At 75.0% G+C, this 21,257-nt stretch carries 15 protein-coding genes; 2 read left to right on the top strand and 13 right to left on the bottom strand.

Annotation, left to right across the window (positions count from 1 at the left end):
- On the bottom strand, positions 1–196 hold a 196-nt coding region (locus tag ACZ6JS_RS01655), incomplete at its 3' end, for a hypothetical protein (RefSeq protein ID WP_469295085.1).
- Positions 197–554: 358 nt separating this feature from the next.
- On the opposite strand from ACZ6JS_RS01655, the gene ACZ6JS_RS01650 reads away from it, so the two are divergent.
- Positions 555–998: an HIT family protein gene (locus ACZ6JS_RS01650; protein ID WP_469295083.1), complete on the top strand. Its 444-nt coding sequence runs from the start codon at positions 555–557 to the stop codon at positions 996–998.
- Between the two features lie 138 nt (positions 999–1,136).
- Here the strand turns inward: ACZ6JS_RS01650 and fxsT are convergent, their stop codons facing one another.
- From fxsT to ACZ6JS_RS01615, 7 genes are all read right to left on the bottom strand, one after another.
- The gene (fxsT, locus tag ACZ6JS_RS01645; RefSeq protein ID WP_469295082.1) at positions 1,137–4,169 is read right to left on the bottom strand and encodes an FxSxx-COOH system tetratricopeptide repeat protein; all 3,033 of its coding nucleotides are present in this window, start codon (positions 4,167–4,169) and stop codon (positions 1,137–1,139) included.
- A 64-nt stretch (positions 4,170–4,233) separates the two neighbouring features.
- Positions 4,234–5,490, bottom strand: coding sequence for an HEXXH motif domain-containing protein (locus ACZ6JS_RS01640; protein ID WP_469295081.1), 1,257 nt, complete (start codon positions 5,488–5,490; stop codon positions 4,234–4,236).
- Complete coding sequence (locus tag ACZ6JS_RS01635) at positions 5,487–6,656, bottom strand: FxsB family cyclophane-forming radical SAM/SPASM peptide maturase (protein WP_469295528.1); 1,170 nt, start codon at positions 6,654–6,656, stop codon at positions 5,487–5,489. The genes ACZ6JS_RS01640 and ACZ6JS_RS01635 overlap by 4 nt, the downstream gene beginning before the upstream one ends.
- 1,236 nt (positions 6,657–7,892) lie before the next feature.
- The gene (fxsA, locus tag ACZ6JS_RS01630; RefSeq protein ID WP_469295080.1) at positions 7,893–8,090 is read right to left on the bottom strand and encodes an FxSxx-COOH cyclophane-containing RiPP peptide; all 198 of its coding nucleotides are present in this window, start codon (positions 8,088–8,090) and stop codon (positions 7,893–7,895) included.
- 100 nt (positions 8,091–8,190) lie between these two features.
- On the bottom strand, positions 8,191–11,505 hold the full coding sequence (locus tag ACZ6JS_RS01625; protein WP_469295079.1) for an SAV_2336 N-terminal domain-related protein: 3,315 nt from the start codon (positions 11,503–11,505) through the stop codon (positions 8,191–8,193).
- A gap of 6 nt (positions 11,506–11,511) precedes the next feature.
- Complete coding sequence (locus tag ACZ6JS_RS01620; protein WP_469295078.1) at positions 11,512–12,549, bottom strand: AAA family ATPase; 1,038 nt, start codon at positions 12,547–12,549, stop codon at positions 11,512–11,514.
- 41 nt (positions 12,550–12,590) lie between these two features.
- Positions 12,591–14,744 (bottom strand): VMAP-C domain-containing protein, encoded by a 2,154-nt coding sequence (locus ACZ6JS_RS01615; protein WP_469295077.1) that lies wholly within the window; start codon positions 14,742–14,744, stop codon positions 12,591–12,593.
- Between the two features lie 134 nt (positions 14,745–14,878).
- Between ACZ6JS_RS01615 and ACZ6JS_RS01610 the strand changes: the two genes are divergently transcribed.
- The gene (locus ACZ6JS_RS01610) at positions 14,879–15,064 is read left to right on the top strand and encodes a DUF6104 family protein (protein WP_010061466.1); all 186 of its coding nucleotides are present in this window, start codon (positions 14,879–14,881) and stop codon (positions 15,062–15,064) included.
- 135 nt (positions 15,065–15,199) lie between these two features.
- Here the strand turns inward: ACZ6JS_RS01610 and ACZ6JS_RS01605 are convergent, their stop codons facing one another.
- The 5 genes from ACZ6JS_RS01605 to ACZ6JS_RS01585 are packed head-to-tail and all read right to left on the bottom strand — an operon-like array spanning position 15,200 to position 21,255.
- Positions 15,200–16,408, bottom strand: coding sequence for a GNAT family N-acetyltransferase (locus ACZ6JS_RS01605; RefSeq protein ID WP_469295076.1), 1,209 nt, complete (start codon positions 16,406–16,408; stop codon positions 15,200–15,202).
- An 11-nt stretch (positions 16,409–16,419) separates the two neighbouring features.
- Positions 16,420–17,718 (bottom strand): ATP-grasp domain-containing protein, encoded by a 1,299-nt coding sequence (locus ACZ6JS_RS01600; RefSeq protein ID WP_469295074.1) that lies wholly within the window; start codon positions 17,716–17,718, stop codon positions 16,420–16,422.
- Positions 17,715–19,037 (bottom strand): MFS transporter, encoded by a 1,323-nt coding sequence (locus tag ACZ6JS_RS01595; protein WP_469295072.1) that lies wholly within the window; start codon positions 19,035–19,037, stop codon positions 17,715–17,717. The genes ACZ6JS_RS01600 and ACZ6JS_RS01595 overlap by 4 nt, the downstream gene beginning before the upstream one ends.
- Positions 19,034–20,425: a diaminopimelate decarboxylase family protein gene (locus ACZ6JS_RS01590; protein WP_469295071.1), complete on the bottom strand. Its 1,392-nt coding sequence runs from the start codon at positions 20,423–20,425 to the stop codon at positions 19,034–19,036. The genes ACZ6JS_RS01595 and ACZ6JS_RS01590 overlap by 4 nt, the downstream gene beginning before the upstream one ends.
- Entirely contained in the window at positions 20,422–21,255 is an 834-nt protein-coding gene (locus tag ACZ6JS_RS01585; protein ID WP_469295069.1) for a class I SAM-dependent methyltransferase, read from the bottom strand. The genes ACZ6JS_RS01590 and ACZ6JS_RS01585 overlap by 4 nt, the downstream gene beginning before the upstream one ends.
- Positions 21,256–21,257: the final 2 nt, after the last annotated feature.

The following is a 21,257-nucleotide window of genomic DNA, read 5'->3' as shown; positions in this document are numbered from 1 at the left end:
TGTTCGGGGCCTTCGAATTGACCGCCTTCTTACACCAGCCCTTTGCCTTCTTGCAGGTCTTCTTCGTCGTCGAATCCACCGTACTTACAGTCGTCTGGGGTGCGGGAGCGGCAAAGGCTGTTGCCGGCAGAGCCATCCCTCCTGCCAGAGCCATAGAAGCTGCGGCCAGGATCGCCTTGCGGGAAATCTTACGCATCGGTTTTCTCCATTTCGGAAGTGCGGGACTTTCTCGAGCCCGCCCCGCGGATTTGATATCTTCGCGGCCCCCGCAGTGGTGGAAGGCCTGATACCAAGAAACCCGATCCGGGGAGTCGACACACGTCACATCATCACGGGACTTGACACCGAAAATTGCTGTGTTAGTCGCGCAGTCGAGCCGTGGGTGGATACCCCGCAGCAAGGGCACGGGCTTCTTCACGGGCGGTTTCGCGCCCCGCACGTGGGCGAGGAGGCCCGCCACCTGGAGTGAGGCCACGCGTCATGCCGAGACCGTCCGTGCCGGCCGGGCAGTCGGCCGTTCCGGCTCACGCGGGCATGTGACAGTGTTGCCCGCCATGGACTGCGTCTTCTGTGGGCTCATCCGTGAGGGCACCGCACGTTGGGTGGCCCGCGATACCGAGGCATGTGCCTTCAGCCCGCTGAACCCCCTCGCTCCGGGGCACACCCTGGTGGTTCCCACCCGCCACTACGCGGGCGTCTTCGACACACCGCCCGATGTCCTGGCCACGTCCATGACGCTGGTCCAACGCGTCGCGGCAGCCATGCGGACCACCCTGGGCGCCAGCGGCGTCAACATCCTGAGCGCCAGCGGCCCCGGATCCGAACAGTCCGTGCACCACCTGCACCTCCACGTCGTCCCACGGTGGGAGGACGACGGAATCTCCACCTGGCCGACAGGCGTCTCCCGCCACCGACCCGTCGGCGATCCCATCGCCCGGCTGGCCAACGCCCTCGACCAGGCCCAGAGCAAGCCCCGCCCCGAACGGCGGGGGGAGTAGGCGTTCCCGGAGCGACGACGAGACCTGCAGACGCCGTCGGACAGGATGGCGTAGCGATCCCGGGCTCACCGGGCTCCGCCCGGGCAGCGACTCCCCGCCGCCGTCGTGCAGGGCGCCACAGCCTCCCCTGTCCCTCCCCTACGGCTGCGGCTCGAAGTCCCAGTACGGCCTGGCGCGCTGCTTCGCGGAGACCGTGTGGACGTGTTGGGCGCCCAGGGTGCGGGTCAGGCCCTTGATGCCCGCGTCCTCGTGTTTGCCCGCCTCCGTGTCCTCGCGTACGGAGCGCAGGTCCGCCGCCAGGGCGATCTGGGCGCTGAGCGTCATCGGGTGGTCGGGGCCCAGGACCCGTTCGGCGGTGCGCAGGGTTTCGCGGCTGAGGTCCAGGGCGTCCTCCAGCCGGCCGGTGATGTTGCGGTGTCCGGTGGCGTTGAGGGCGCAGCCCAGGGTCCACGGGTGCCGGCTGCCGAGCGCGCCCCGCATGCCCACCAGCGCCTGCTCGGCGAGGGAGAGGCCCTCGGCGCGTTCGCCCTGGGCGCGCAGGACCAGGCCGAGGTTGCCGACGGTGCCGATGCTGTACGGGTGGGCGAGGCCGAGCTGCGATTGGTAGCCGCGGACGACGTCCTCGGAGATGCGGCGGGCCTCGCCGATGTCGCCGTACTCCCGGAGGTAGGTGGCGTAGTCGGAGGCGACCATCAGCGTCCACGGGTAGTCGACTCCGAAGACGCGTGTCGCGCGTTCCCAGACGGTGCGCAGGCGCAGGCCGGCGCCGGGGATGTCGCCGGAGCGGCGCAGGCACAGGCCGAGATTGTGCTCGGCGCGCAGGGTCTGGGGATGGCCGAGCCCGAGCACCTGGGTGTTGAGCTTGACGCCCTGTTCCTGCCGGGTCTGGGCCTCACGGTAGCGGCCCATGAGCCGCAGTCCCATGGCGCACGCGATGCCGGAGGCGAGGGTGGAGATGTGCAGGGGCATCAGGACGCGTTCGCGGCGGCGCAGGGTGTCCAGGTCGAGGTCGTAGGCGTCCTGATAGCGGCCCAGCAGCCGGTAGGTGGCGGCGAGGTTGTTCTGTGCGTCGAGGGTGATGGAGTCGTCCTCGCCGAGGAGTTCGCGGTAGGTGGCCAGGCAGTGCTCGAAGATCTCGCGGGCGGGTTCGAACTTGGCGATGCACAGCAGGACGCCGCCGTAGGCGCTGGTGGCGCGCAGGCTCTCCAGGTCCTGGTCGCCGCGCTCCCCGGTGATCCGGTCGGCGACGGACCTGGTGAGGATCTCGGCGCGGCGGAACAGGCCGAGATTGCGCAGGGAGTTGCCGTACTGGTAGCTGAGCTCGCGGACCTTGGGGTGGTCCTCGCCGAGCCGGGCGCGCCAGATCTGGTCGGTCTCCTCGCACAGGCGCAGGCAGGTGCGGTATTCGCCGGCGAGGATCAGGTAGCGCAGGCAGTGCAGCAGGAAGTTCTGGATCCGCGGGTTGCTGCTGGTGATGACCCCGGAGGGGGTGAGGTGGGGGACGAGTTCGGCGTAGCGCGGCCAGAGCCGGGAGTCGGAGGGCCGGCCGGGGTCGGCTGCGGCGAGGACCTGGCGGACGGCTCGCGCGAGGGGTTCGGCTTCTTCCTCCGAGAGGTCCTCCCGGACGATGCCGTGGACCATCCGGTGCAGCTGTACGGTCTCCAGACCGCCGCCGCCTTCCTCCACGGGGAGGTCGGAGTACTCCAGCCGTACGACGGAGAACTGCACGAGTTTGTTGAGGGCGCCGTTCCACCGGATCTGGTCGTTGATGAGTCCGGCGAGCTGTTCGGGCACGTCGTCTGCGGGAAATTCGCGCAGCAGGCGCAGCGGGACCGGGCCGGGGGCGAAGAAGACGAACAGCCGCAGCAGGGCGAGGGCGTCGGGGAAGTTCTCCCGGACGTTGTTGAGGAGTATGGCGAGGGCCGTGGGGAAAGGCAGCGGGTAGTCCTCGGAGAGGGTGACGGCCTCGCGGGAGTCCATGCGGCGCTGGAGCAGGGTGAGGTAGTCGCCGACGGGCAGCGGGGAGTCGGCGAGCCAGCCGGCGGTCTGGTCGAGGGCGAGCGGGTAGTCCTCCAGGGCCTCGGCGAGCTGGTCGGCCTCGGCGGCGGTGAGGCGCAGGGCGCGGCGGCGGATGAAGGTGATCGACTCGGGGCGGGCGTAGAGCGGTACCTCGACGAGGCTGGTGTGGCGGGCGGCCCATTCGCGGTTGCGGGAGGTGATGATGACGTCGCCGGAGCCGCCGGCGGGCAGCAGGTCGATGAGGTCGTCGGGGTTGTCGCAGCCGTCGAAGACCATCAGCCAGCGGCTGTACGGGGTTCCGCGGCGCAGCGCTTCGAGGACGGCGCGGATCTGCTCGCCGTAGCTGCCGGCGCCGCGCGGGAGGCCGAGGGCGGGGGCGAGGTCGGCGAGGCGTTCGCGGAGGGTGGGGCGGTCCTCGGCGGGGACCCACCACACGACGTCGTACTCGGAGGCGAAGCGGTAGGCGTACTCGGTGGCGACCTGGGTCTTGCCGACGCCGGACAGCCCGAGAAGGGTGACGGTGGACGCGCCGGGCGGGGCTTCGGCGAGGGCTTGGCGCAGGGTGCCGATGACGTCGTTGCGGCCGGTGAAGCGGGGGTTGCGGCGGGGGACGCGGCCCCAGATCTCGGGCGGGTCGTTGGGGAATCGGGGGCCGCGGCGGCCGGTTTCGGTGCCGATGCGGTCGGTGGGCAGTTCGAGGCGGCGCAGGACGCGGTATTCGGCTTCGTACGCGTCGAGACCCCACAGGTCGGTCTTCTCCAGTACGGCGACGGCGCTTGGCAGGGGGGCGTCGGTGAGGCAGACGGCGGCGAACCGGTCGGGGTGGTCGTCGGTGACGGCGCGCAGGGCGGTGTTCCACTCGTCGTCGGTGTGGGTGCCGGCGGAGAAGTAGCGTTCGCTGAGGACGAGGAGGACGCGGCTGCCGGAGCGGGCGAGGTCGTCGAGGGCCTGGGCGAGTCCGGGGCTGCTCTGCGGGTCCCAGCGCTGGAGGGCGACGCGGTGGCCGTGTTCCTCCAGGCGGTGGGCGATCCACACGGCCCAGGGGCGGTTGAAGCCCGCGAAGCTGATGACGAAGCGCTGCGGCTGCTGGGGCTGGAGAGGCTGTTGCGGCTGTTGCGCCGATTCGCGGTCCTGCCGGCTACCGGTGGTCATGCTGCCGTCTCCCTGGGCTGCGGGCAGTGGACGGGACTGAAAAGGTACCGCAGCGGACGGTTCGTCAGACCTGTGCGAACGGGGCGAGTTCGGGGTGTGCCTCGCACCAGGCGCGGCGTTCGCGGTCGACGGCGCGGCGGGCCGCGGCGTGCTGGTCGCCGGGGGGCGGCAGCTCGTCCATGGCCCGTTCGGCGGCGGCCATGGCGTCGGTGAACTCCCGGCCCGCGGTGGTCAGTGCGTCGTGTGCGCGCAGGGCGGGCAGGACGGCGGCGACCTGGGCGCGGATCCGGGCGTGCTGGGCCCAGGCGCCGCGCGCTCCGTAGAGGGCGGCGCGCTGCCAGTACCCGGCCAGGGCCAGGTGCGCGTAGGTGCCGTGCAGGAGGCCCTCCAGGGGGCGGGGGTCGCTGCGCCAGGGGGCCCAGTGGCGGGGTGCGGCGTCCGCGGTGTGCAGGGTCAGGACGTCGGCGAGGGCGGTCAGTTTGCCGTGTTGGACCTCGTGGACGAGCGTCGCGGCGAGGGCGGGCGGGGCCTGTGCGCGGGCCAGTACGGAGCCGGCGGCCGCGGGGAGGGTGGCGCCGCTGGAGCGGGATCCGCCGGCCAGCGGTACGAGGGAGCGGAGCAGTTGCACGGTCTCCTCCGCGCGGACGGTGTCGTAGCGCTGGAGCAGGGTGAGCGCGCCGGACCACTGGGTGTCCCACCGTTTGTGACCCTTGGGGGTGAGGCGGCGGGCGGGGCGCAGGGGCGCGGGCTGTGCGGGTCCGGGGGCCCGGTAGGGGTCGAGGTCGTCGAGGGCGGTGCGGCCCCCCGGGAGTGCGTGCAGGGGCAGGGCGGCGGGATTGTCGGGGTCCCAGGAGCGTTCGGTGAGGACGAGCGGGCCGGGTCGGTCCGGGCGCAGCAGGCCGAGGGTGGGCAGGACGAGGCGGCCGTGCACGGGCCGCAGGGTGTGGGTGAAGGTGATCCCGGCGCGCAGGGCGGCGGCCGTGGCCAGGGCGCCGAGGTGGGCGAGGTCGGGCGGCGGGCCGAAGGGGGCGTGCAGCCGGCGCAGGGTCTCCTCGGCCCACACACCGGTGGCGGGGTAGTGCAGTACGTCGCGCACAGCCGCCGGGTCGCGGCGTTCGGCCTCCTCCAGCAGGGCCCAGTGGTCGGCGGTCCGGCCGGAGCTGCCGCAGGGCGCGGCGTCGAGGACGGCGCGGAGCAGGACCAGGCGCTTGGAGCGGCGTACGTCGCGGACCAGGCGGGTGCCTTCCGGGGAAGGCTCGGTGGAGGCGAGGGCGCGCAGGGTCCGGGAGGACACGGTGAAGGCGGCGAGGGCGGCGGTCATGAGGCGGCTGCCGGGGGGTGTGCGGGGGTGGCGCGGCGCCTGCTGCCGGTGACGGCGTGCTGTACGGCGGTGGCGATGTGCCGGATCAGGACCTGGAGGTCGGCGCAGTAGACGGACGGCCGGCGGAAACCCTCGCCGGCGCGGTAGCGGTGCGGGTAGTGGCCGCCGCCGCAGACCTCGACGAGTTCGCAGGCGCGGCATCGGTCGGCGAGGGCGTCCCGTCCGAGCTGGCGGGCGGCGAAGCCGGGGTGGTCGAGGAGCTGGTCGAAGCTGTGGGTGTCGAGGGCCATGCCGGTGGCCGCGGCCCCCTCGTACGCGGATTTCAGCGAATCGGCCTGTTCGATGGAGCCGTCGGTCTCGATGACGGCGGTGGCGGCGGGCGCGAGCCCGAGGGTCTCGGTGGTGGCGGGCAGGCCGAGGAGCAGGGCGATGATCTCCTCGAAGATGCGGATGCGGGTGCGCCGTGCTCCGTCGTGCCACCAGCGCTCGAAGACGGCGAGGAGCCAGTCGGCGTACGGGGTCCCGCCGGGGTGGCGGCCGGGTCCGGGGGGCGGCGGGGTACTCCAGTTGGCGAGCGGGAGCAGCAGGCCGACGGTGGGCGGGGCGAAGGCGAGCAGGGACTCGTAGGTCTCCACCGGGTCCTGGCCGAGGTCGACGACGCAGAGCACGCCGGCGTAGCTGTCCGGGTGGCGTGCGAGCAGGCGCAGGCCGCGGGCGGCCGCACCGAAGCCGGGGTGTCCGGCGTGGTCGACGCGGCGGGTGTTGTGTGCGGGCAGTCCTCCGTCCAGGCTGACGCCGACGCGGATCCCGGCGGCGGCCAGGGCGGTGAGGCGGCCGCGGGTGATCAGGGTGCCGTTGGTCTGGACGGTGGCGGTGATCCGGGTGCGGGGAGCGGTGGCGGCGAGGGCGGCGCGCACGGCTTCCACGGGCGCGGCCAGTGCGGAGGGGGCGGTGAGGAGGGGTTCACCGCCGTGCAGGACCAGGTCGACGCGGGGCAGGTCGTGGGCGGCGGCGTGCTCGGCGATGCGCTGGGCGGCGCGGGCGGTGGTGGCGGGGGCCATGGCGACGGGCTGGTCGCGCCAGCCCTGGTCGGCCATCTCGTACACGTAGCAGTAGGTGCAGGCGAGGTTGCAGCGGCTGCGGGTCTTGAGCACGAACTGGCGGATGGGATGGGGCGGGTGCCCTGCGGCCCGCGCGGCGGCGACGTCGAGCCGGGTGTAGGGCCAGGGGGCGTTGCGGGCGTGCCGGGACGCGTGCGCGGCGGGCCCGCCGGACCGGGCGGAGCCCGGCCCCCCGCCCGGGACCGGATCCGCGTGCGGCCCGAAGCCCTCCTGCCCGGCGGGGCCCGGACCTCGGACGGCATCCACCTGCGGCATGGCGGGGCCCTGCCCGGCGGGGCCCGGATCCGCGTACGGCACAGCGGCGCCCTGCCCGGCGGGGCCCGGACCTCGGACGGGATCCACCTGCGGCATGGCGGGGCCCTGCCCGGCGGGGCCCGGACCTCGGACGGGATCCACCTGCGGCATGGCGGGGCCCTGCCCGGCGGGGCCCGGACCTCGGACGGGATCCACGTGTGGCATGGCGGGCCCCTGCTGCGTGGAGCCGGTGTGCCGGGTGGGGTCCGCGTGCGGGGCTGGCGCGGGCAGCTGGGAGCTGCTCGTGATCGCTCGCCGCATCGCCGCGCTCCTCCCCGCCCGCCGCCGGGGGCGCCCCGGCGGACTGTCCATCCCTGCCCTGCCGCCGGACCCGGCTAACGGCGGAAAGTGGTCAACCCGTCCGCTCCCGCAGGGGCAGCAGCTGCGGGGCCGGCCCCGGAGCCCGCCCTCCCTGCGGGGCGGGACCCGGCGCGGTCCGGGCGGTCCGCGGGGCCGCCGAGGGCTGTCTCCTCGGCTCGGAGCGTGCGTGCCTTCTCGGCCGTACCCGGCGGCCGCGCCTCGTCCTGCGGGGGCACGCCCTCCCCTGTCCCGCTCCGTACTGTCGGAGCACGCCGTGGGCGGGGACACGGCGGAGTGTCCCCGCAGGGCGAGCGCGCGACCACGGTGGTGCCGCCTGGCCGAGAGACATCCGCACGCGCCGAGCCGAGGAGACACCCCGGCGGAACACCGCCCGGCGCCTAAGCCCGCCCCGCCGAGCCACCCCGCACGCACGGGCAAAGCCAGCGCCGACCCCCGAGCCGCGCAGCGACCCGGCCGAGGAGACACCCCGGCGGGGCACCGCCCCACACCCGAGCCACCCCGCACGCACGGGCAGAAGCCGCACGACGACCCGGCCTGGGGGCACCGCCCCGCACCCGCCGGTTCCACCGGGCACGCGCAGCCGACCTCAGGCTCGCCGGGGATCGAGGCGCGGGTCCGGGGCGGGGCGCCAGGGGCCGGCCCGCGGCCCGGCCACCCCCGGGAGGGTCAGGCGGCGCTGGAGTCGAAGGCGTTGAGGATCTCGGCCGGGTGGGTCACGCGTTCGACCAGGCCTTCGATCACCTCGGCCAGTACGGGATGGTCGATCCCGCGCAGCGCGGCCAGGTCGAGCCCGGAGAGGTCCGGCAGTCGCCCGGGGCATCCCGGGGCGGTGGCCGGCGCCTCGTCCTGACGTTTCGTCACCATGTGCCGCCGCTCCCCATGTCGCGTCGCATTCCGGACGGTCCCCTGCCTTTTCCCCCGGCCCGGTCGGCGGAAACAGCGGGCCCTGCCCGCGGCGCGGCCGTCACCGCCCCGCCTCCAGGGCCCGCACCCGCGCGCGGAGCCCGTCGGAGCGCCCGTCGGGGTCGGTACCGATCCGCTTCCACAGCTGGAGCGCCGAGCGGTACTCCTCCAGCGCGGCCCTGGGCCGCGCGAGCCGCTCCAGCACCTCCCCGCGGGACTCCTGCACGCGCGCGGCCAGCCGCAGCGCGGTGTCCTCGCGGCCCGCCCGGCCGTCGGGTTCCTCACGGCCCTCGTGGTCGTCGCGTCCCTCGCGGTCGGCTTCCAGGGCGGCCCGCCAGGCCAGCCGGTAGGACTCGGCCGCCCGGTCGAGGCGGTCCGCGGCCCGCGTGTGGCCGTGGATCTCCTGCTGCACGTCGCCGTGGTCCCGCCAGGCGCGGGCCCGGTCCAGCGGGCCGCGGCCGTTGCGGACGGCGAGTTCCAGCAGGTACTCGGCCTCCCGCAGGTCCACCGCGTCCTTCTCGTAGGCGTGCCGCAGCCGCAGCCCGGTCGCCAGCCGCATCAGCCGGTGCGCGGCTTCCGGGTCGGACTGCGGGACCGCCGCCCGGCTCTCGCGCAGCACGCGTACGGCCGCCCCGGTGAACCGGCGGCCGCCGGCGCAGCGGGCCCGGTCCAGGAGTACGTCCCCCCACTCGGGGAGGAGTTCCCGGAAGGCGTCCCCGTCGCGGGGTACGAGCCTGCGGGCGCGGCCGTACGCCTCCGCCGCGTCCTCCAGCGCCGCCGGGTCGGCGTCGCGCGCGTACCGCTCGCGGTGCACCCGGGCCAGGCACAGCAGGGCGGCCACCCGCAGCTCCGGGTCCCCGCCGGTCTCCTCCAGGGCGGCAGCCAGCTGTCCGGCGGCCTCTTCCAGCCGGGCGGGCAGGTGGCGCAGCGCGTCCGCCAGTTCCACGCGTACCTGGGCGGCGGCCGCCGCGCCGGTGCGGCCGACCCCGGCGGGCTGGGCGGCCAGGACCGCGGCCAGGCGGGCTGCCGCCTCTTCGGCCAGGGCGGTGCGCTCGGCCGGGTCCGGGGTCCGGGGCAGGAGCGCCAGCAGCACCCGGCAGAGGACCGACTGCAGCTCGGGATACGGCTCGGTGTACGGGTCGGGGGGCGCGTCCGGGTCCGGGCCCGGGTCCCCGCCGGGCACGGGGCCCGCCAGTGGTTCGAGGGCCGCGCGGGCCTCGCGGAGCGCGCCCGGGTCCTCGCGCAGCCCGCCGAGCCGGATCAGGGCCTCGGCACGTCGTACCGCACAGTCCCGCCGCAGCTCGGGTTCGGCCGTGTCGGACGCGGCGGCCGCCGCGAACTCGCGGTCCGCCGCCGCGAGCAGTTCGGGGTCGGGGCCGGCGGCGAGCGCCCGCTCGTACAGCACCCGCCCGCGCACCGCCCATGCCGCGGCGGTCCGCAGCCCGGTCACGGCCCGCTCCGCCTCGGCGAGGAGTTCCGGGTCCCGTTCGGCGGCCCACAGCCGCAGCAGCGCCCCCGCCAGTTCCGTCTCGGCCTCCTCCGGCGGGTCCGCGGGCCCGGCCGGGGCCGTCACGGCCCGTCGCAGGACCGCCACCGCCTCGTGCAGGGCCCGTGCACCGGCGTCGCCGTCGGCGTCCGCGTCGGCGAGCCGGTCCCGGGCGGCGCGCACCGCCCCGGCCCGTGCGATCAGGGGAGCCGACGCGGGTTGCCGTACCGGCTGTCCGTCCTGCGGCATTCCGGGCAGGTAGCGCCGGACGACTTTGGCCGAAACCTGTGCGAAGGCCTGGGGAAGCCGCCCCTCGGGAGAACGCTCCTCGTCGTCGGGCCCGGGGGCCACCGCCGGGGCCACACCGGTCAGCTGTGCGACCGCGAGCGCGGGGAAGTTGCGTACGCCGGCCCCGAAGTGCGCCCGTACGTACTCCGAGCAGTGCTTGAGGACCAGCGCGGCCTCGTCCCGCCCCAGCGGCCCCAGCAGGACGTCCTGCACTCCGGGGACGAAGTCGTACCAGTGCCCCGGACCCGGTCCGCTGCGCTTCAGCAGCCCGCTGAGCAGCACTTCCGCCAGGTCCGACGGCTCGGAGTCCGGCAGCATCGTGCGCTGCACCAGCCGCATCACGGGCAGCGTGAGCGGGGCCGCCGACAGGTACACGGCCAGCTGAACGGCGCGGGGCGCGGCCGAGGAGCGGAACCGCGCCACGAGTTCCCGCGGCGGGCGGACGGCGGGTGGCGGCGGGACGGGCGCGGCCGGGTGGTCGGCCCGTACGCGGCCCACCTCGGCGGGGACGGGACCGGTGCCGAGGCCGGCGACGAGCCGGGCCCACGCCCCGAGGGCGGTCGGGCTCGGCGGCAGCACCGGCACGGCGATCCCGCCCGTGCGGCGCCCGGGCGCCGCCGGCCGGTCCGGCCGGAACCGCAGCTTCTGCCCGGCGCCCTCCAGCCGGGCGAGGGTGCCCCGCTCGGTCGGCAGCCAGCTGCGCCCCCACAGTCGTTGCGGCAGGGGCTGGACCACCATGCACGGGGTGCATTCGGCCCAGCGGTGCAGCAGCCGCTGCGCCGCACCCTCGCGCCACAGGGGCCCGGCGCAGTCGGAGACCACCATGGTCAGGGCGCGGCCGGTCGGATCCCGCAGCTGGTCCCCGGAGCGCAGTCCGGAGCCGGGGGCGGGGCCGCGTCCGAGCGCCGCCGTGCCGTCCGGGCGGCGGTGCAGGTAGTGCACCTGGACGTCCCGGAAGGCCCCCAACCGCTCGCAGACGGAGCGCAGTTCGTCGAACATGTCCTGCCAGACCGCCATCGAGGGGGAGGCGTCCATCACGAGCCGTACGGTCGCCTCGCGCCGGCTCTCCGGGCGGAGCACCGGGATGAGCAGCCCGAGGGCGCGGGCGCTGGCGTCGGCGGTGGCGCCCTCGTCGATCACCAGGCGGGTGGGCGGGGCCGGCGGGCGGTGCCGCTGGAGGGCGCGCAGGGCCCGCTGGACGTCGAGGATGCGGGGCAGGGCGGCGGCCCCGGGCACGCGTACGGGTACTCCGTACTCCTCGAGCGGCTCCTCGGGCGGCTCGCCCTCGGCTCCGACGGCGGGGTGCGCCCCCGGTGCGTAGAGCCGCACCGGGTCCTCGGTGTCCGCGTCCGCGCGTACGGGCTCCACCGGTTCCGCGGCCGGATCCTCAGGGCCGGTTTCCGGGTCGGGCCCCTGGGAGGGCGGCCGTGCGGGGCCGGGGCCGCGGATGTGGCCGGCGAGCCAGAGGGCGTCGGCGAGTTCCTCGGCGGACGGGTCGAGCCCGGCGGCCCGCAGCAGGGCGGCCAGTTCGCGGACGCCGGGCGCGGCGGGCGGCGGCGCGGCGCCGCACGGGGGTACGGCGGGTAGGGCGGGTTCGGACACGGCCGGTCACCTCGGGCGGTCGAGGCGCTGGATGAGGAGGTCCGCGAGGTCCTCCCGGGTCGCCGGGGAGGCGTAGTGGGTGAGGTAGACGGCGTTGAGGAGCTGGTCGGCGGCGACCAGCTCGGACTGGGAACGGCCCAGGAACTCACGGATCAGGTCGCCGCCCAGCCTGGCGGCCTCCTCCCCGAGGTGGGCGCGGACCATGGTGGCGAGCCGCTTCTCGCCGGGCTGCCCGAGTTTGAGCTGGATGCAGCGCCGCAGCAGGGCGGCGGGGAAGTCCCGCTCGCCGTTGCTGGTCAGGATGATGAAGGGGAAGGCCCGGCAGCGGATCCGGCCGCCCCGCACGGTCGCCTTCGTCCCGTCGTCGGTGAGCACCTCGACCTCGGGCTCGGTGTCGGCGACCCGCTCCAGCTCGGGAAGGGCGAACTCCCCTTCCTCCAGGACGTTCAGGAGGTCGTTGGGGAGGTCTATGTCGCTCTTGTCGAGTTCGTCGACGAGGAGCACGCGGGGCCGTGCGGTGGGCAGCAGGGCGGTGCCCAGGGGGCCGAGCCGGATGTACTTCCCGATGCCGGCGACGGCGCCGGGTACCGTGCCGGCGGCCCCGGCCGCGGCTCCCGCGCCACCGGCCGCGAGCTGCACGTCCTGGAGCCGGGCGAGGGCGTCGTAGCGGTAGAGCCCGTCCTGGAGCACGGTGCGCGACACCACCGGCCAGCGCAGCACCCGCCCCAGCTTCAGCTCGTGGGCGACGGAGTGCGCAAGGGTGGACTTCCCGGTTCCGGGGAAGCCGGTCACGAGCAGCGGCCGCCGCAGGTACAGCGCCGCGTTGATGGCCTCCAGTTCCTCGGGCTCCGGCCGGTGCAGTTCGGCGGCCTGCCGGTGGGCTCCGAGCCGGCGGGCGACGTTGCCCTCGGCGGCCGCGGCCGCGGGGCCCGGCTCCACGACGGGCCCGCCGTCGAAGTCACGCCAGGGCGGCGGGTCGGGCAGGGCGTCGATGCCGTCGTGGGGCTCGCCCGCCCCGCGGTAGATGAGCCAGTCGTCGTTCATGGTGCGTGTTCCCTCCCTCGAATCCGCCGGGCCGGGCGCCGTCACAGGTCGCCGTGGAGCGGCTCGACGTCCGGCAGCGGCCGTGCCGGGTCCTCCCACACCAGCCCCGCCCCCGCAGCCCAGTAGGCGTCGGGGTCCGCCCCGTACGCCCGTCCCCGCAACGTCTGGAACCGCAGCGGCAGCACCTCCGCCCGGCCCGCGTCGGCCAGTTCCTCCCGCAGCCCGCGGTGGAACGGCGCGCACGACACCCCGGGGTCCGGCGGCGGCCTGCGGGTCACGGCCACCCCGTAGCCGGCGTCCCGTACCGCGTGCAGCGACCCCAGCGTGGGCTCCTGGTCGGCGGCCCGGCAGTGCACCGGGACGGTGGTCTCGGGCAGGCCCGACAGCCATGCGGCGGAGGGGGCGCGCGGGCGGCCGCCCGCGCAGTCGGCCCGTTCGTCCTGGAGCGGTCCCGCCTGTACCCGGGCCCACCGGGCGGCGGCCCGGCTCCCCTCGTGGTCCGCCGGGTGGGCGTCCGGACCGCCCGGGTGGGCGTCCTGAACATGGCAGTTCTCGCCACCGGGGTGGCGCAGCACCACGGGCCGCTGCACGCCCAGCGGAACCCCGCCTGCCACCACCCAGTCCTCGACCGGCAGTCCGAACAGTTCGGGGGCCACGGCCACTTCGAGCAGAGCCGCCGCCACGTGGGTGTCGCACCGGCGGAAGGCCTCCGCGAGCGGGGCCCGCAACCGCTCCGGCAGGTCCGCCACGGTGGCCCGGACGCCCGAGTCCACGGGGGTCAGCCGGCCGGGGTGGGCCGGGCCCGCCAGCACGGAGACCCGCCAGTCGTAGAGGTGCTCCCAGCCGTGCGCCCACACCTCCAGCAGGACCGACGCCCCGGGCGGCAGTCCGCCGTCCCGGCGGGCCGGGCCGCCCGCGGACCGCCCGGCCGAGGCCCGGCGGCGGCGCTCCCGCTCGGCGAGGCCCCGCTCGTGGCGTTCGCCGAGTTCGCGCCGCAGCGGCCGCCAGAGCCTCTCGGCCGTGGCCCGTACCCAGTCCCACAGTTCCTCGTCGGCTCCCGGTGTCGGGGGCTCGCGGTAGTCGGCCACGCTGACGTCGGTGGCGTAGCGGAGCATGGCCGCGGCCTCGCCGGTCAAACCCGGCGGGTCGTGCAGCAGCCCCAGCCCGTCGCGCCAGCTCAGCGGGGCCGGCGGCTGCGGGTCCGGCTCCTCGCCGCGGACGGCCTCGACCAGGGCACGTACGGCCTCGGAGGAGCTGGGCGGGGGCAGTTCGGCCAGGAGGCCGCACAGAGTGGTGCGCTCGCCGGGGGTGAGCCGGCCGCGGCCGCCGTAGGGGTCGCGCTCCTGCGGCGGGAGCTCGCCGTGCACGTCGGTCCAGGTGCGGCGGTTGTCGAGGTCGCTGAGGTGCTGGTCGTAGTGGTACAGGTCATGGGCCTGCATGATCCGGCGGTAGAGGCCGACCTGCCCCCGCGCGGCCATCGGGAGGGTGCGCAGCTGGACGACGGAGACGGCGAGGCCGCCGCCCCCCGTCTGCCGGCGGGCCTTGACCACGCCGACGACCTCCCCTCGGGCCAGGTCCACGACGGGCCCGCCGGACATGCCGGGGTCGATCTCGTCGTCGTCGGCGAGCCGGATGGCGGCGCCGTTCCCGGCGGTGCCGCGCAGCCGGGTGGTGCGGCCGGTGATCTCGGGGGTGCCGAGGTCCTCGGTGCAGCCGAAGTAGGCGACCTCGTCGAAGCGCGGCCGGGAGCGGTCGGTGAGCCAGACGCAGGCGTGGGACACGGGGGCCAGCACCCGGACCAGCGCCAGGTCGGGCAGGTCCCACAGGGCGTGCCGGCCGGGCCGCCGGTCCTCCAGGCGCTCGGGCAGTACGCACTCCACCCGCCCGGTGACCGTCCCGGTGACGGCGCCGGGCGCGCCGGTGCCGCCGTGGCGGTGCCTTGCGGAGTGGAAGGTGATGCCGACCTCGCGGCCTGTCAGACGCACGGCGGCCCCCCCTTCGCCGACCACGTGCGCGCACGTCAGGACCCAGCCGGGGGCGATGAAGAAACCGCTCCCCCAGGTGGGACCGGTCCGATGGCTGCCGGGGTTGTCATACCCGCCCGGCGGGGCGTGGACGCGTACCGTCGCCGCCTGGACGAGGGGTTCGAGGAGCTCGAAGGCGCGCGCCGTCCCGGTCGTGCGCCCGTCGGTCATCCACGCCCCCCGCCCGCTCGTGAGACATCCAGGCTAGCGGCGGTGGCGCCGGGGGCGGGAGGTCTCCCGGGCGTCGCGGATTATCCTGGCGGGAAACACCCCCTGCACATCCACATCACGGCACGGAGCCCGACTTGTACTTCACCGATCGCGGCATCGAGGAGCTGGAGAAGCGGCGCGGCGAGGAGGAGGTCACCTTCGAGTGGCTCGCCGAGCAGCTGCGCACCTTCGTCGACCTGAACCCGGACTTCGAGGTTCCGGTGGAGCGGCTGGCCACCTGGCTGGCCCGGCTGGACGACGAGGACGACGAGGACGAGTGATCCCCCGGGGCCGGGCGGCGGCCTGCCCGGCCCCACCCGGACCCCACTCCTACTGGCCGGTTCTGCCCACTCCGCGGTCCCGGCCCGGGCTCCAGGAACCGGTGGGGCGAGGCCGCGTGCGGACCCGGCCCGGCCTCAGGCGCTGTCCGACGCCGAGCTGCCGGACACCCCCGTGGCCTCGGTTCGGCGGCCGGTCGCGAGGGCCACCGCCTCCCGGTGGGCGGACCGTTCGGCGAGCCGTTCCAGCCGTTCCTGCAGCGCGGGGCGCCGGGCCTTGACGTAGGCGATCTGTCGGCGCGGGGTGCAGCCGCGCGAGAGTTTCGCCCGGTCCGAGCCGGTGGAGTAGTGGATGTGCGTGATCCCTTCGCGCAGCGCGAGACGCAGCAGCTCGTAGTAGACGAGGCCGAAGTAGAGCGGGATCCTGCCCTGTACGGCGTAGTCGAAGCCGGCCTGCCGTGCGTACAGCTCGCCGCGGTGGGTGAAGGTGAGCGCGAATCCCGCGAGCTGTCCCCCGACGTGCGCCGTGGTGACGCGGGCCGCGGAGGCGGCGTTGGCGGCGACGCTGCGTAGTACGGCCTCGAACGCCGTGGCGTCGGCGGGCGTGCCGTACTTGGCGTACAGGGAGAGTTCCAGCGGGGCGAGTTCCCCGATCAGCTCCTCGGTGAGCGGCTGGGTTCGGTAGCTCACGCCGGCGTCGTCCAGTGCGCGGAGCTCACGGTTCAGTTTGCCCCGGCGGCGGCGGTCGAAGCGGGCCAGGTACGCGTCGAACCCGCCTTGCTCGGGGACGGCGAGGGAGTACGCGGTCTGACCGGGCAGAGCGGCGTAGCCGCGCCCTCCGAGGACGGTGCGCAGCGGCGCGTCGTCCTCGTCGACGTAGAGGAAGGAGACGGCCTCCAGCCCCGCCCGCCGGGCTTCTCCTTCGGCGGCCTCCACCAGCGCGGCCAGTACCTCCTGCTGTGCGTCCGGTCCGAGGTCGCCGGCCAGGCCCGCCTTGGTGTGCGAGGGGTTGCGGCCGCCGCAGGCCAGGGCGGGCAGCAGTTCGAGGGCCCAGGGGGCGTCCTGCCCGGTGGTCTCGCGGTGGACGGTGTCGACGACGCGGCCGGGGCTGCAGAAGACGAACGGCGTGCCGGGGTGCAGCGGATAGCCGGGCAGGACCCCCACGGCCCGGCCGTCCCGTGACGCGGTGAAGTAGTAGGGCGAGGGGTCGGCGGTGGCCTGGGCGTGGCGGAGCCAGGGACTCGCGGCGTAGAAGCCGCGGGGTCCGAGGAGCTCGTCCCACTGCTGGGTGCACGACTCGTCCAGGACTCGGGCGACCGTCACGCCGGGCGCCGCGGAATGGGCCATGGGTGTGGCCATCACGCGCCGCCGGCCGCAGTGCCGGAGCCGTCGATCACGGGGGTCAGCTGGCCGAGGGCCGCCTCCGCGCTGCGTACCGCATCGCCGGTGGTGTCGCCGACGGCGACGACGTAGCCCAGCAGGTCGAGATTGCTCTGGGCGGGGCGGACGGTCTCTCCGGGGCCCGCTTCGAGGTCGACGTCGACGACACCGGGGACGCGTCGGGCCAGGTCTGTCCCGCCGATGGAGGCGAGGACACCGGTCCGGGCGGCCGCCAGGTAGCGGGACGCGGCCGCCCGGCTGCGGGTGACGGTCAGGTCGGCGGGCTGCGCCGCGTGCAGCCGGACCACCTCGCGCTGAAGGTAGATGCCGGTCGCCTCGCGGATCAGCTGGGTGATTTCGGCGCCGGGCATCCGCCCGTTGACCTCGACGACGAAGGGGCCGTCCGCGGTCACCTTGACCTCGACGTGCGCTGCGCCGAAGTCGTGTCCCACGGCTTCCAGCGCACGGCGGGCGAGGTCGGCGCACTCCTCGCGCACGGGCGCGGAAAGCATGGAGGGGAAGGTGTCGCCCATCTCCACGAAGTGCGGGTGCGGTCCGAGCGCCTTGTCCGTGACGCCGAGGAACACCCGCTCGCCTTCCACCAGCACGGACTCGACGCTCACTTCGAAGCCGATCAGGTACTCCTCGACCAGGGCTCCGGGCCGTCGGGGCTGGCCTCGGAAGTCGGTCGGCTTGGAGCTGATCTCGCGGTAGGCGGCGAGGACTTCGTCGGGGGTGCGGCACAGGGTCACGCCGATGCTCGCTGATTCCGTCATCGGCTTGACGACGCACGGGTACCCGAAACGGCCGGCGGCCGCCAGCGCGTCCTCCTCGCCCACCGCCTGGTGGAAGCCGGGGACCGCGACGCCCGCCGCCGCGCAGGCCTCCCGCATCAGCAGCTTGTCCCGGCACGTCGCAGCCGCCTTCGGGTCGAGCCCGGGCAGGCCGAGGCGGGCGGCCGCCTCGGCGACGATCGGGATGTTGTAGTCGGTGACCGTCAGCACGCCGCGCAGTCGGCCGTCCGCCCGGAACGGCTCCAGCGCGCTCACGACCGCGTCGACGGAGTTGGTGTCCGTGCACACGATCTCGTCGATGTGCCGGCTGAAGACCTCCTCGGCGAGACTCACGACGCGGTAGCGGTCGGGGTCGTTGCTCACGAGCACGGTGTGGAAGCCGAGTTCGTGGGCGGCGCGCAGGGGGGTCAGGCCGAAGTTGGACAACTGGCTCTCGACGACGGCGAGTACGCCGGGGCCGGCGGAGTGGGTGGGGGTGGTCATACGCGCTGTTCTCCGTGTTCGGGGGTGGGAGGGGTGGCGGGCCCGGGCGGGTCGGGTGGGGTCACAGCCGCGAGAATAGGCCCGCGGGCTGCCAGGCTCACCCCCAAGGCGGCCAGGGTGAAGGCGGCCGGCAGGGCCAGCGCGGCCGTCGGCCCCAGGCGCTCGGCCACGAGTCCCGCCACGGCGGAACCGGTCGCGCCACCGACCGCGATGAAACTGCCGACGCCCGCGAAGGCCTGTGTCGCCTTCTCCCGGGCGGTCATGTCGCCGATGAGCTGGAACTCCTCGGCGCCTGCCGGCGCCATCGGCAGCCCGCTCAGCAGCAGCAGACCGCCGAGCAGCACGACGGTCCAGGCGGGGTCGAGCCCCGCCGCGCGGGCAGGGTGGACCAGGGGCAGCAGCGCCAGTGCGAGGGTCAGGACGACGAGGAGCCTCATGTAGCGGCGGTAGGTGGTTCCGCCCCACGCACGGGCGCCGTACACCAGGCCGCCCAGCACGCTGCCCACGGACTGCATGGCGATGAGCGTGCCCGCGAACTCGGCGGGCGACCCCTGGTCCCGCAGGACGGCCGTGACGGCGACGGCCAGCGCGGCGGACAGCGCGGCGGTCAGCGCGATGGCGACCAGCACCGCCGCAGCCGCGACCCTCGGGGGTCCCTGGCGGGTGGCTTCCGCCGTCCCGTCGTGCGCGACGGCGATGCCCTTGCCACCGCCCTGGCGTTCCGCGCCGGCACGGTGGCGTACGGCGGGCGACTGCCCGTATCCCAGGCCGCCCGCGCCCAGCAGTACCGCGGTCACCAGCAGGGCGCTGTCGGCGTCCGCCAGGGCACCGAAGAGGGTGACCGCCGTCGGCCCGAGGACGAAGAGCAGTTCGCTCAGGGTGGCTTCGAAGGAGTAGGCACGCCGCCGCAGCAACGGGTCCTCGGTGAGGTGGGGCCACAGGGCCCGCATCGAGGCACCCACGGGTGCGGTGGTCAGCCCTGCGGCGAGGGCGCCGCCGAGCAGCACCGGCACCGGCGCCGCGTCGGCTCCCAGCGCCACCGCGATCAGCAGCAGCGCCGTGAGGGGGGCAGTCACGCGCAGCACCGTGCTCGGGCCGGTCCGGTCCATGAGCCGTCCGACGACGGGTCCGCCGACGGCGCCGCCCAGTGCGTACGAGGCGCCGGCGCTGCCGGCGACGGCGAGGGAGTGCCCCGCGTGGACCGTCGTCAGCAGCAGGGACAGCGGCACCATGGTGCCGGCCAGGCGCGCGAGCGCGGCGGGAGCCGCGGCCGCGCGCGCGCCCGGAAGCCGCAGCAGCTCTGCGTAGCCTTCGGTCACCGTTCGGTCCCGGCGGCGAGGGCCGCCGGCGCTGCGGACAACCTGGCGGGCGGTGTGGATGCCGCTGCCGGGTCGGCCCCCGGGTCGGCCAGCAGGAAGACGTCCGTTCCGGTCTCGGCGCGCCAGACCAGTGTCTCCTCGTCCCCGTCGAGGGCGACGACGGCCGCCCGTGTGCGGATGAAGTTGTTGCTGCGCCCCAGCGAGTACGCGCCCGTGTCGCGCAGGCACAGGAGGTCTCCCGGCCCGGTGTCGTCGGGCAGGTCCACTGCGGACGCGTGGATGTCGTTCTCGTAGCACAGCGGTCCGGACACCGACCAGGTGCTGGTTCGGGACGAGTAGGTCCGCCCGATCGGCTCCATCCGGTGGACCTCCCCGGACCCCGCCCAGGGGGCGACGTTGCTTCCACCGTCCAGGATCAGCCAGCGCGCCTCGGGCAGCTCCTTGCGCGACACCACCCTGGTCACCAGGCTCATGGCGTCGGAGACCAGCCAGCGGCCGGGCTCGCAGGCGAGGGTCACGCCGCCCAGGCCCGCGCGCTCCATGAGCTCGTCGACCGCGGGCAGCAGCCGCGCGACGTCCAGGAAGGGCTCGTCGTCCTGCACCGGGGTGCCGCCCTGCTGTGCCCACAGTGCGCTCAGCGGTCCGGTGCGCGGCCGGCGTATGCCCGGAACGCCGAATCCGCCGCCGATGTTCACCTCGCTCAGGCCGAAGCGGCGGTGCAGCTGCGCGGCCTCGTCCAGAACCCGTCCGATGGCTTGGAGCATCAGCTCCTCGTGGACGATCTGGCTGCTCAGGTGCGCGTGCACGGCGGTGAGCGTCAGATGGGGGGAATCAGCGATCAGGGCGACGATGCGCGCCAGTTCGGCCGAGCCCGCCGGCCAGCCGAAGCGGTTGCGCAGCGCTACGGCTGCGGCCTGGGCCCGGTAGGAGGGGTCGCTGGAGGTCGAGACCGGGATCCCGGGAGAGATCCGGATGCCCACCTCCACAGGACGACCGGCCTCGGCCGCCAACTGCTCCAGGGCCGCTATCTCCTGCTCGCCGTCGATGTGGACGCGTACGCCGTGGCGAACTGCGGCGGCGAGCTCCTCCGCCGTTTTGACCGGCCCGTTGAACACGATGTCCGCCGGGGCGAACTCGGCCGACAGCGCGGCGTCCAGCTCGTATCCGGACACGACGTCCGCGCCCATCCCGCGGGCCGCCAGCCTGCGCAGGATGAACGGCAGGTAGTTCGTCTTCACCGAGTAGTAGACGCGGGTTTCGCGGCTCAGGGTGGCGAGTATGTCGGCCAGCCTGTCCGCGGCCGCGTCGAGGCGGCCGCAGTCGAGGACGTGGAACGGAGTGGCGTGGCGCTCTGCGAGGCCGGCGAGGCGCTCGTGGTCGGCGCTCACGCGGACGCCCCGGATGCCCCGGCGGTCGAGGCGCGCGGGGAGACGCCCGTCACCAGGCGGAATCCGGCGTCGAGGTGGTCGCGGTCCAACAGGTCCTGGTAGCGGCTGTGCCACGCCCCTGAGGCGAGGTCCTCTTCCAGGCGGGCGACGCCGCGCGCGATGGCCACCGGGTCCGTCAGCGCGAACGCCGAGCAGGCCCGGCGGGTCGCGGGATCGAGGAACGCGCCGGGCCGTCGCCAGAACGCGGTCATGAAGCCGTCGGTGAAGTCGTGCCAGACGGGGAGGTCGGCGACCTCGCACGGTCCGAGCAGCGAGGTGAGGCGCTCCATCGAGGGGACGCGGGACCGTTCGGCGTCCGCGATCTCGGGCACGTAGTCGCGGGTGAACCAGAAGTCGGCCTGGACGTCCATGTCGTACGTGACGATGGCGAAACGGCGGGCGACCCGGTGGAGTTCCGCGATTCCCGCTTCGAGGTCGGACCAGTGGTGGACGGTGAGCACGGCCATGACGGCGTCGAAGCTCTGGTCGTCGAAGGGCAGGCGCTCGGCGCCCGCCGCGACACAGGGGGCGGCGTCCGCGGGCCGTTGGGACCGCATCTCCTGTGACGGCTCCACGGAGACGAGCCTGACGCCGGTCGGCTCGTAGGCACCCGAGCCGGCACCCACGTTCAGCACCGTACGGGCGTTGCCGAGCGCGCTGTGGATCAGCGCGGCCCAGCGGGGGTCGGGGCGGCGGACGGAGGAGTAGCCGATGCCGATCCTGTCGTACACGGCGGCGGTGGCACCGGCGAGGGAGACCGGCGAGGGCGAGGCGAGGAGCGGATTGGACATGG

The organism is Streptomyces sp. NPDC046349 (genome assembly GCF_055587885.1).
The sequence above is the reverse complement of the archived record's forward strand: the minus strand, read 5'-3'. Positions and strand labels throughout refer to the sequence as shown.

Excerpts from the sequence above, each read along its gene's own strand:
- ACZ6JS_RS01600 (WP_469295074.1), bottom strand. The coding sequence starts at position 17,718 with ATGACCACCCCCACCCACTCCGCCGGCCCCGGCGTACTCGCCGTCGTC.
- ACZ6JS_RS01615 (WP_469295077.1), bottom strand. The coding sequence starts at position 14,744 with ATGACCGACGGGCGCACGACCGGGACGGCGCGCGCCTTCGAGCTCCTC.
- fxsA (WP_469295080.1), bottom strand. The coding sequence starts at position 8,090 with ATGGTGACGAAACGTCAGGACGAGGCGCCGGCCACCGCCCCGGGATGC.
- ACZ6JS_RS01605 (WP_469295076.1), bottom strand. The coding sequence starts at position 16,408 with ATGGCCCATTCCGCGGCGCCCGGCGTGACGGTCGCCCGAGTCCTGGAC.
- ACZ6JS_RS01585 (WP_469295069.1), bottom strand. The coding sequence starts at position 21,255 with ATGTCCAATCCGCTCCTCGCCTCGCCCTCGCCGGTCTCCCTCGCCGGT.
- fxsT (WP_469295082.1), bottom strand. The coding sequence starts at position 4,169 with ATGACCACCGGTAGCCGGCAGGACCGCGAATCGGCGCAACAGCCGCAA.
- ACZ6JS_RS01620 (WP_469295078.1), bottom strand. The coding sequence starts at position 12,549 with ATGAACGACGACTGGCTCATCTACCGCGGGGCGGGCGAGCCCCACGAC.
- ACZ6JS_RS01650 (WP_469295083.1), top strand. The coding sequence starts at position 555 with ATGGACTGCGTCTTCTGTGGGCTCATCCGTGAGGGCACCGCACGTTGG.
- ACZ6JS_RS01640 (WP_469295081.1), bottom strand. The coding sequence starts at position 5,490 with ATGACCGCCGCCCTCGCCGCCTTCACCGTGTCCTCCCGGACCCTGCGC.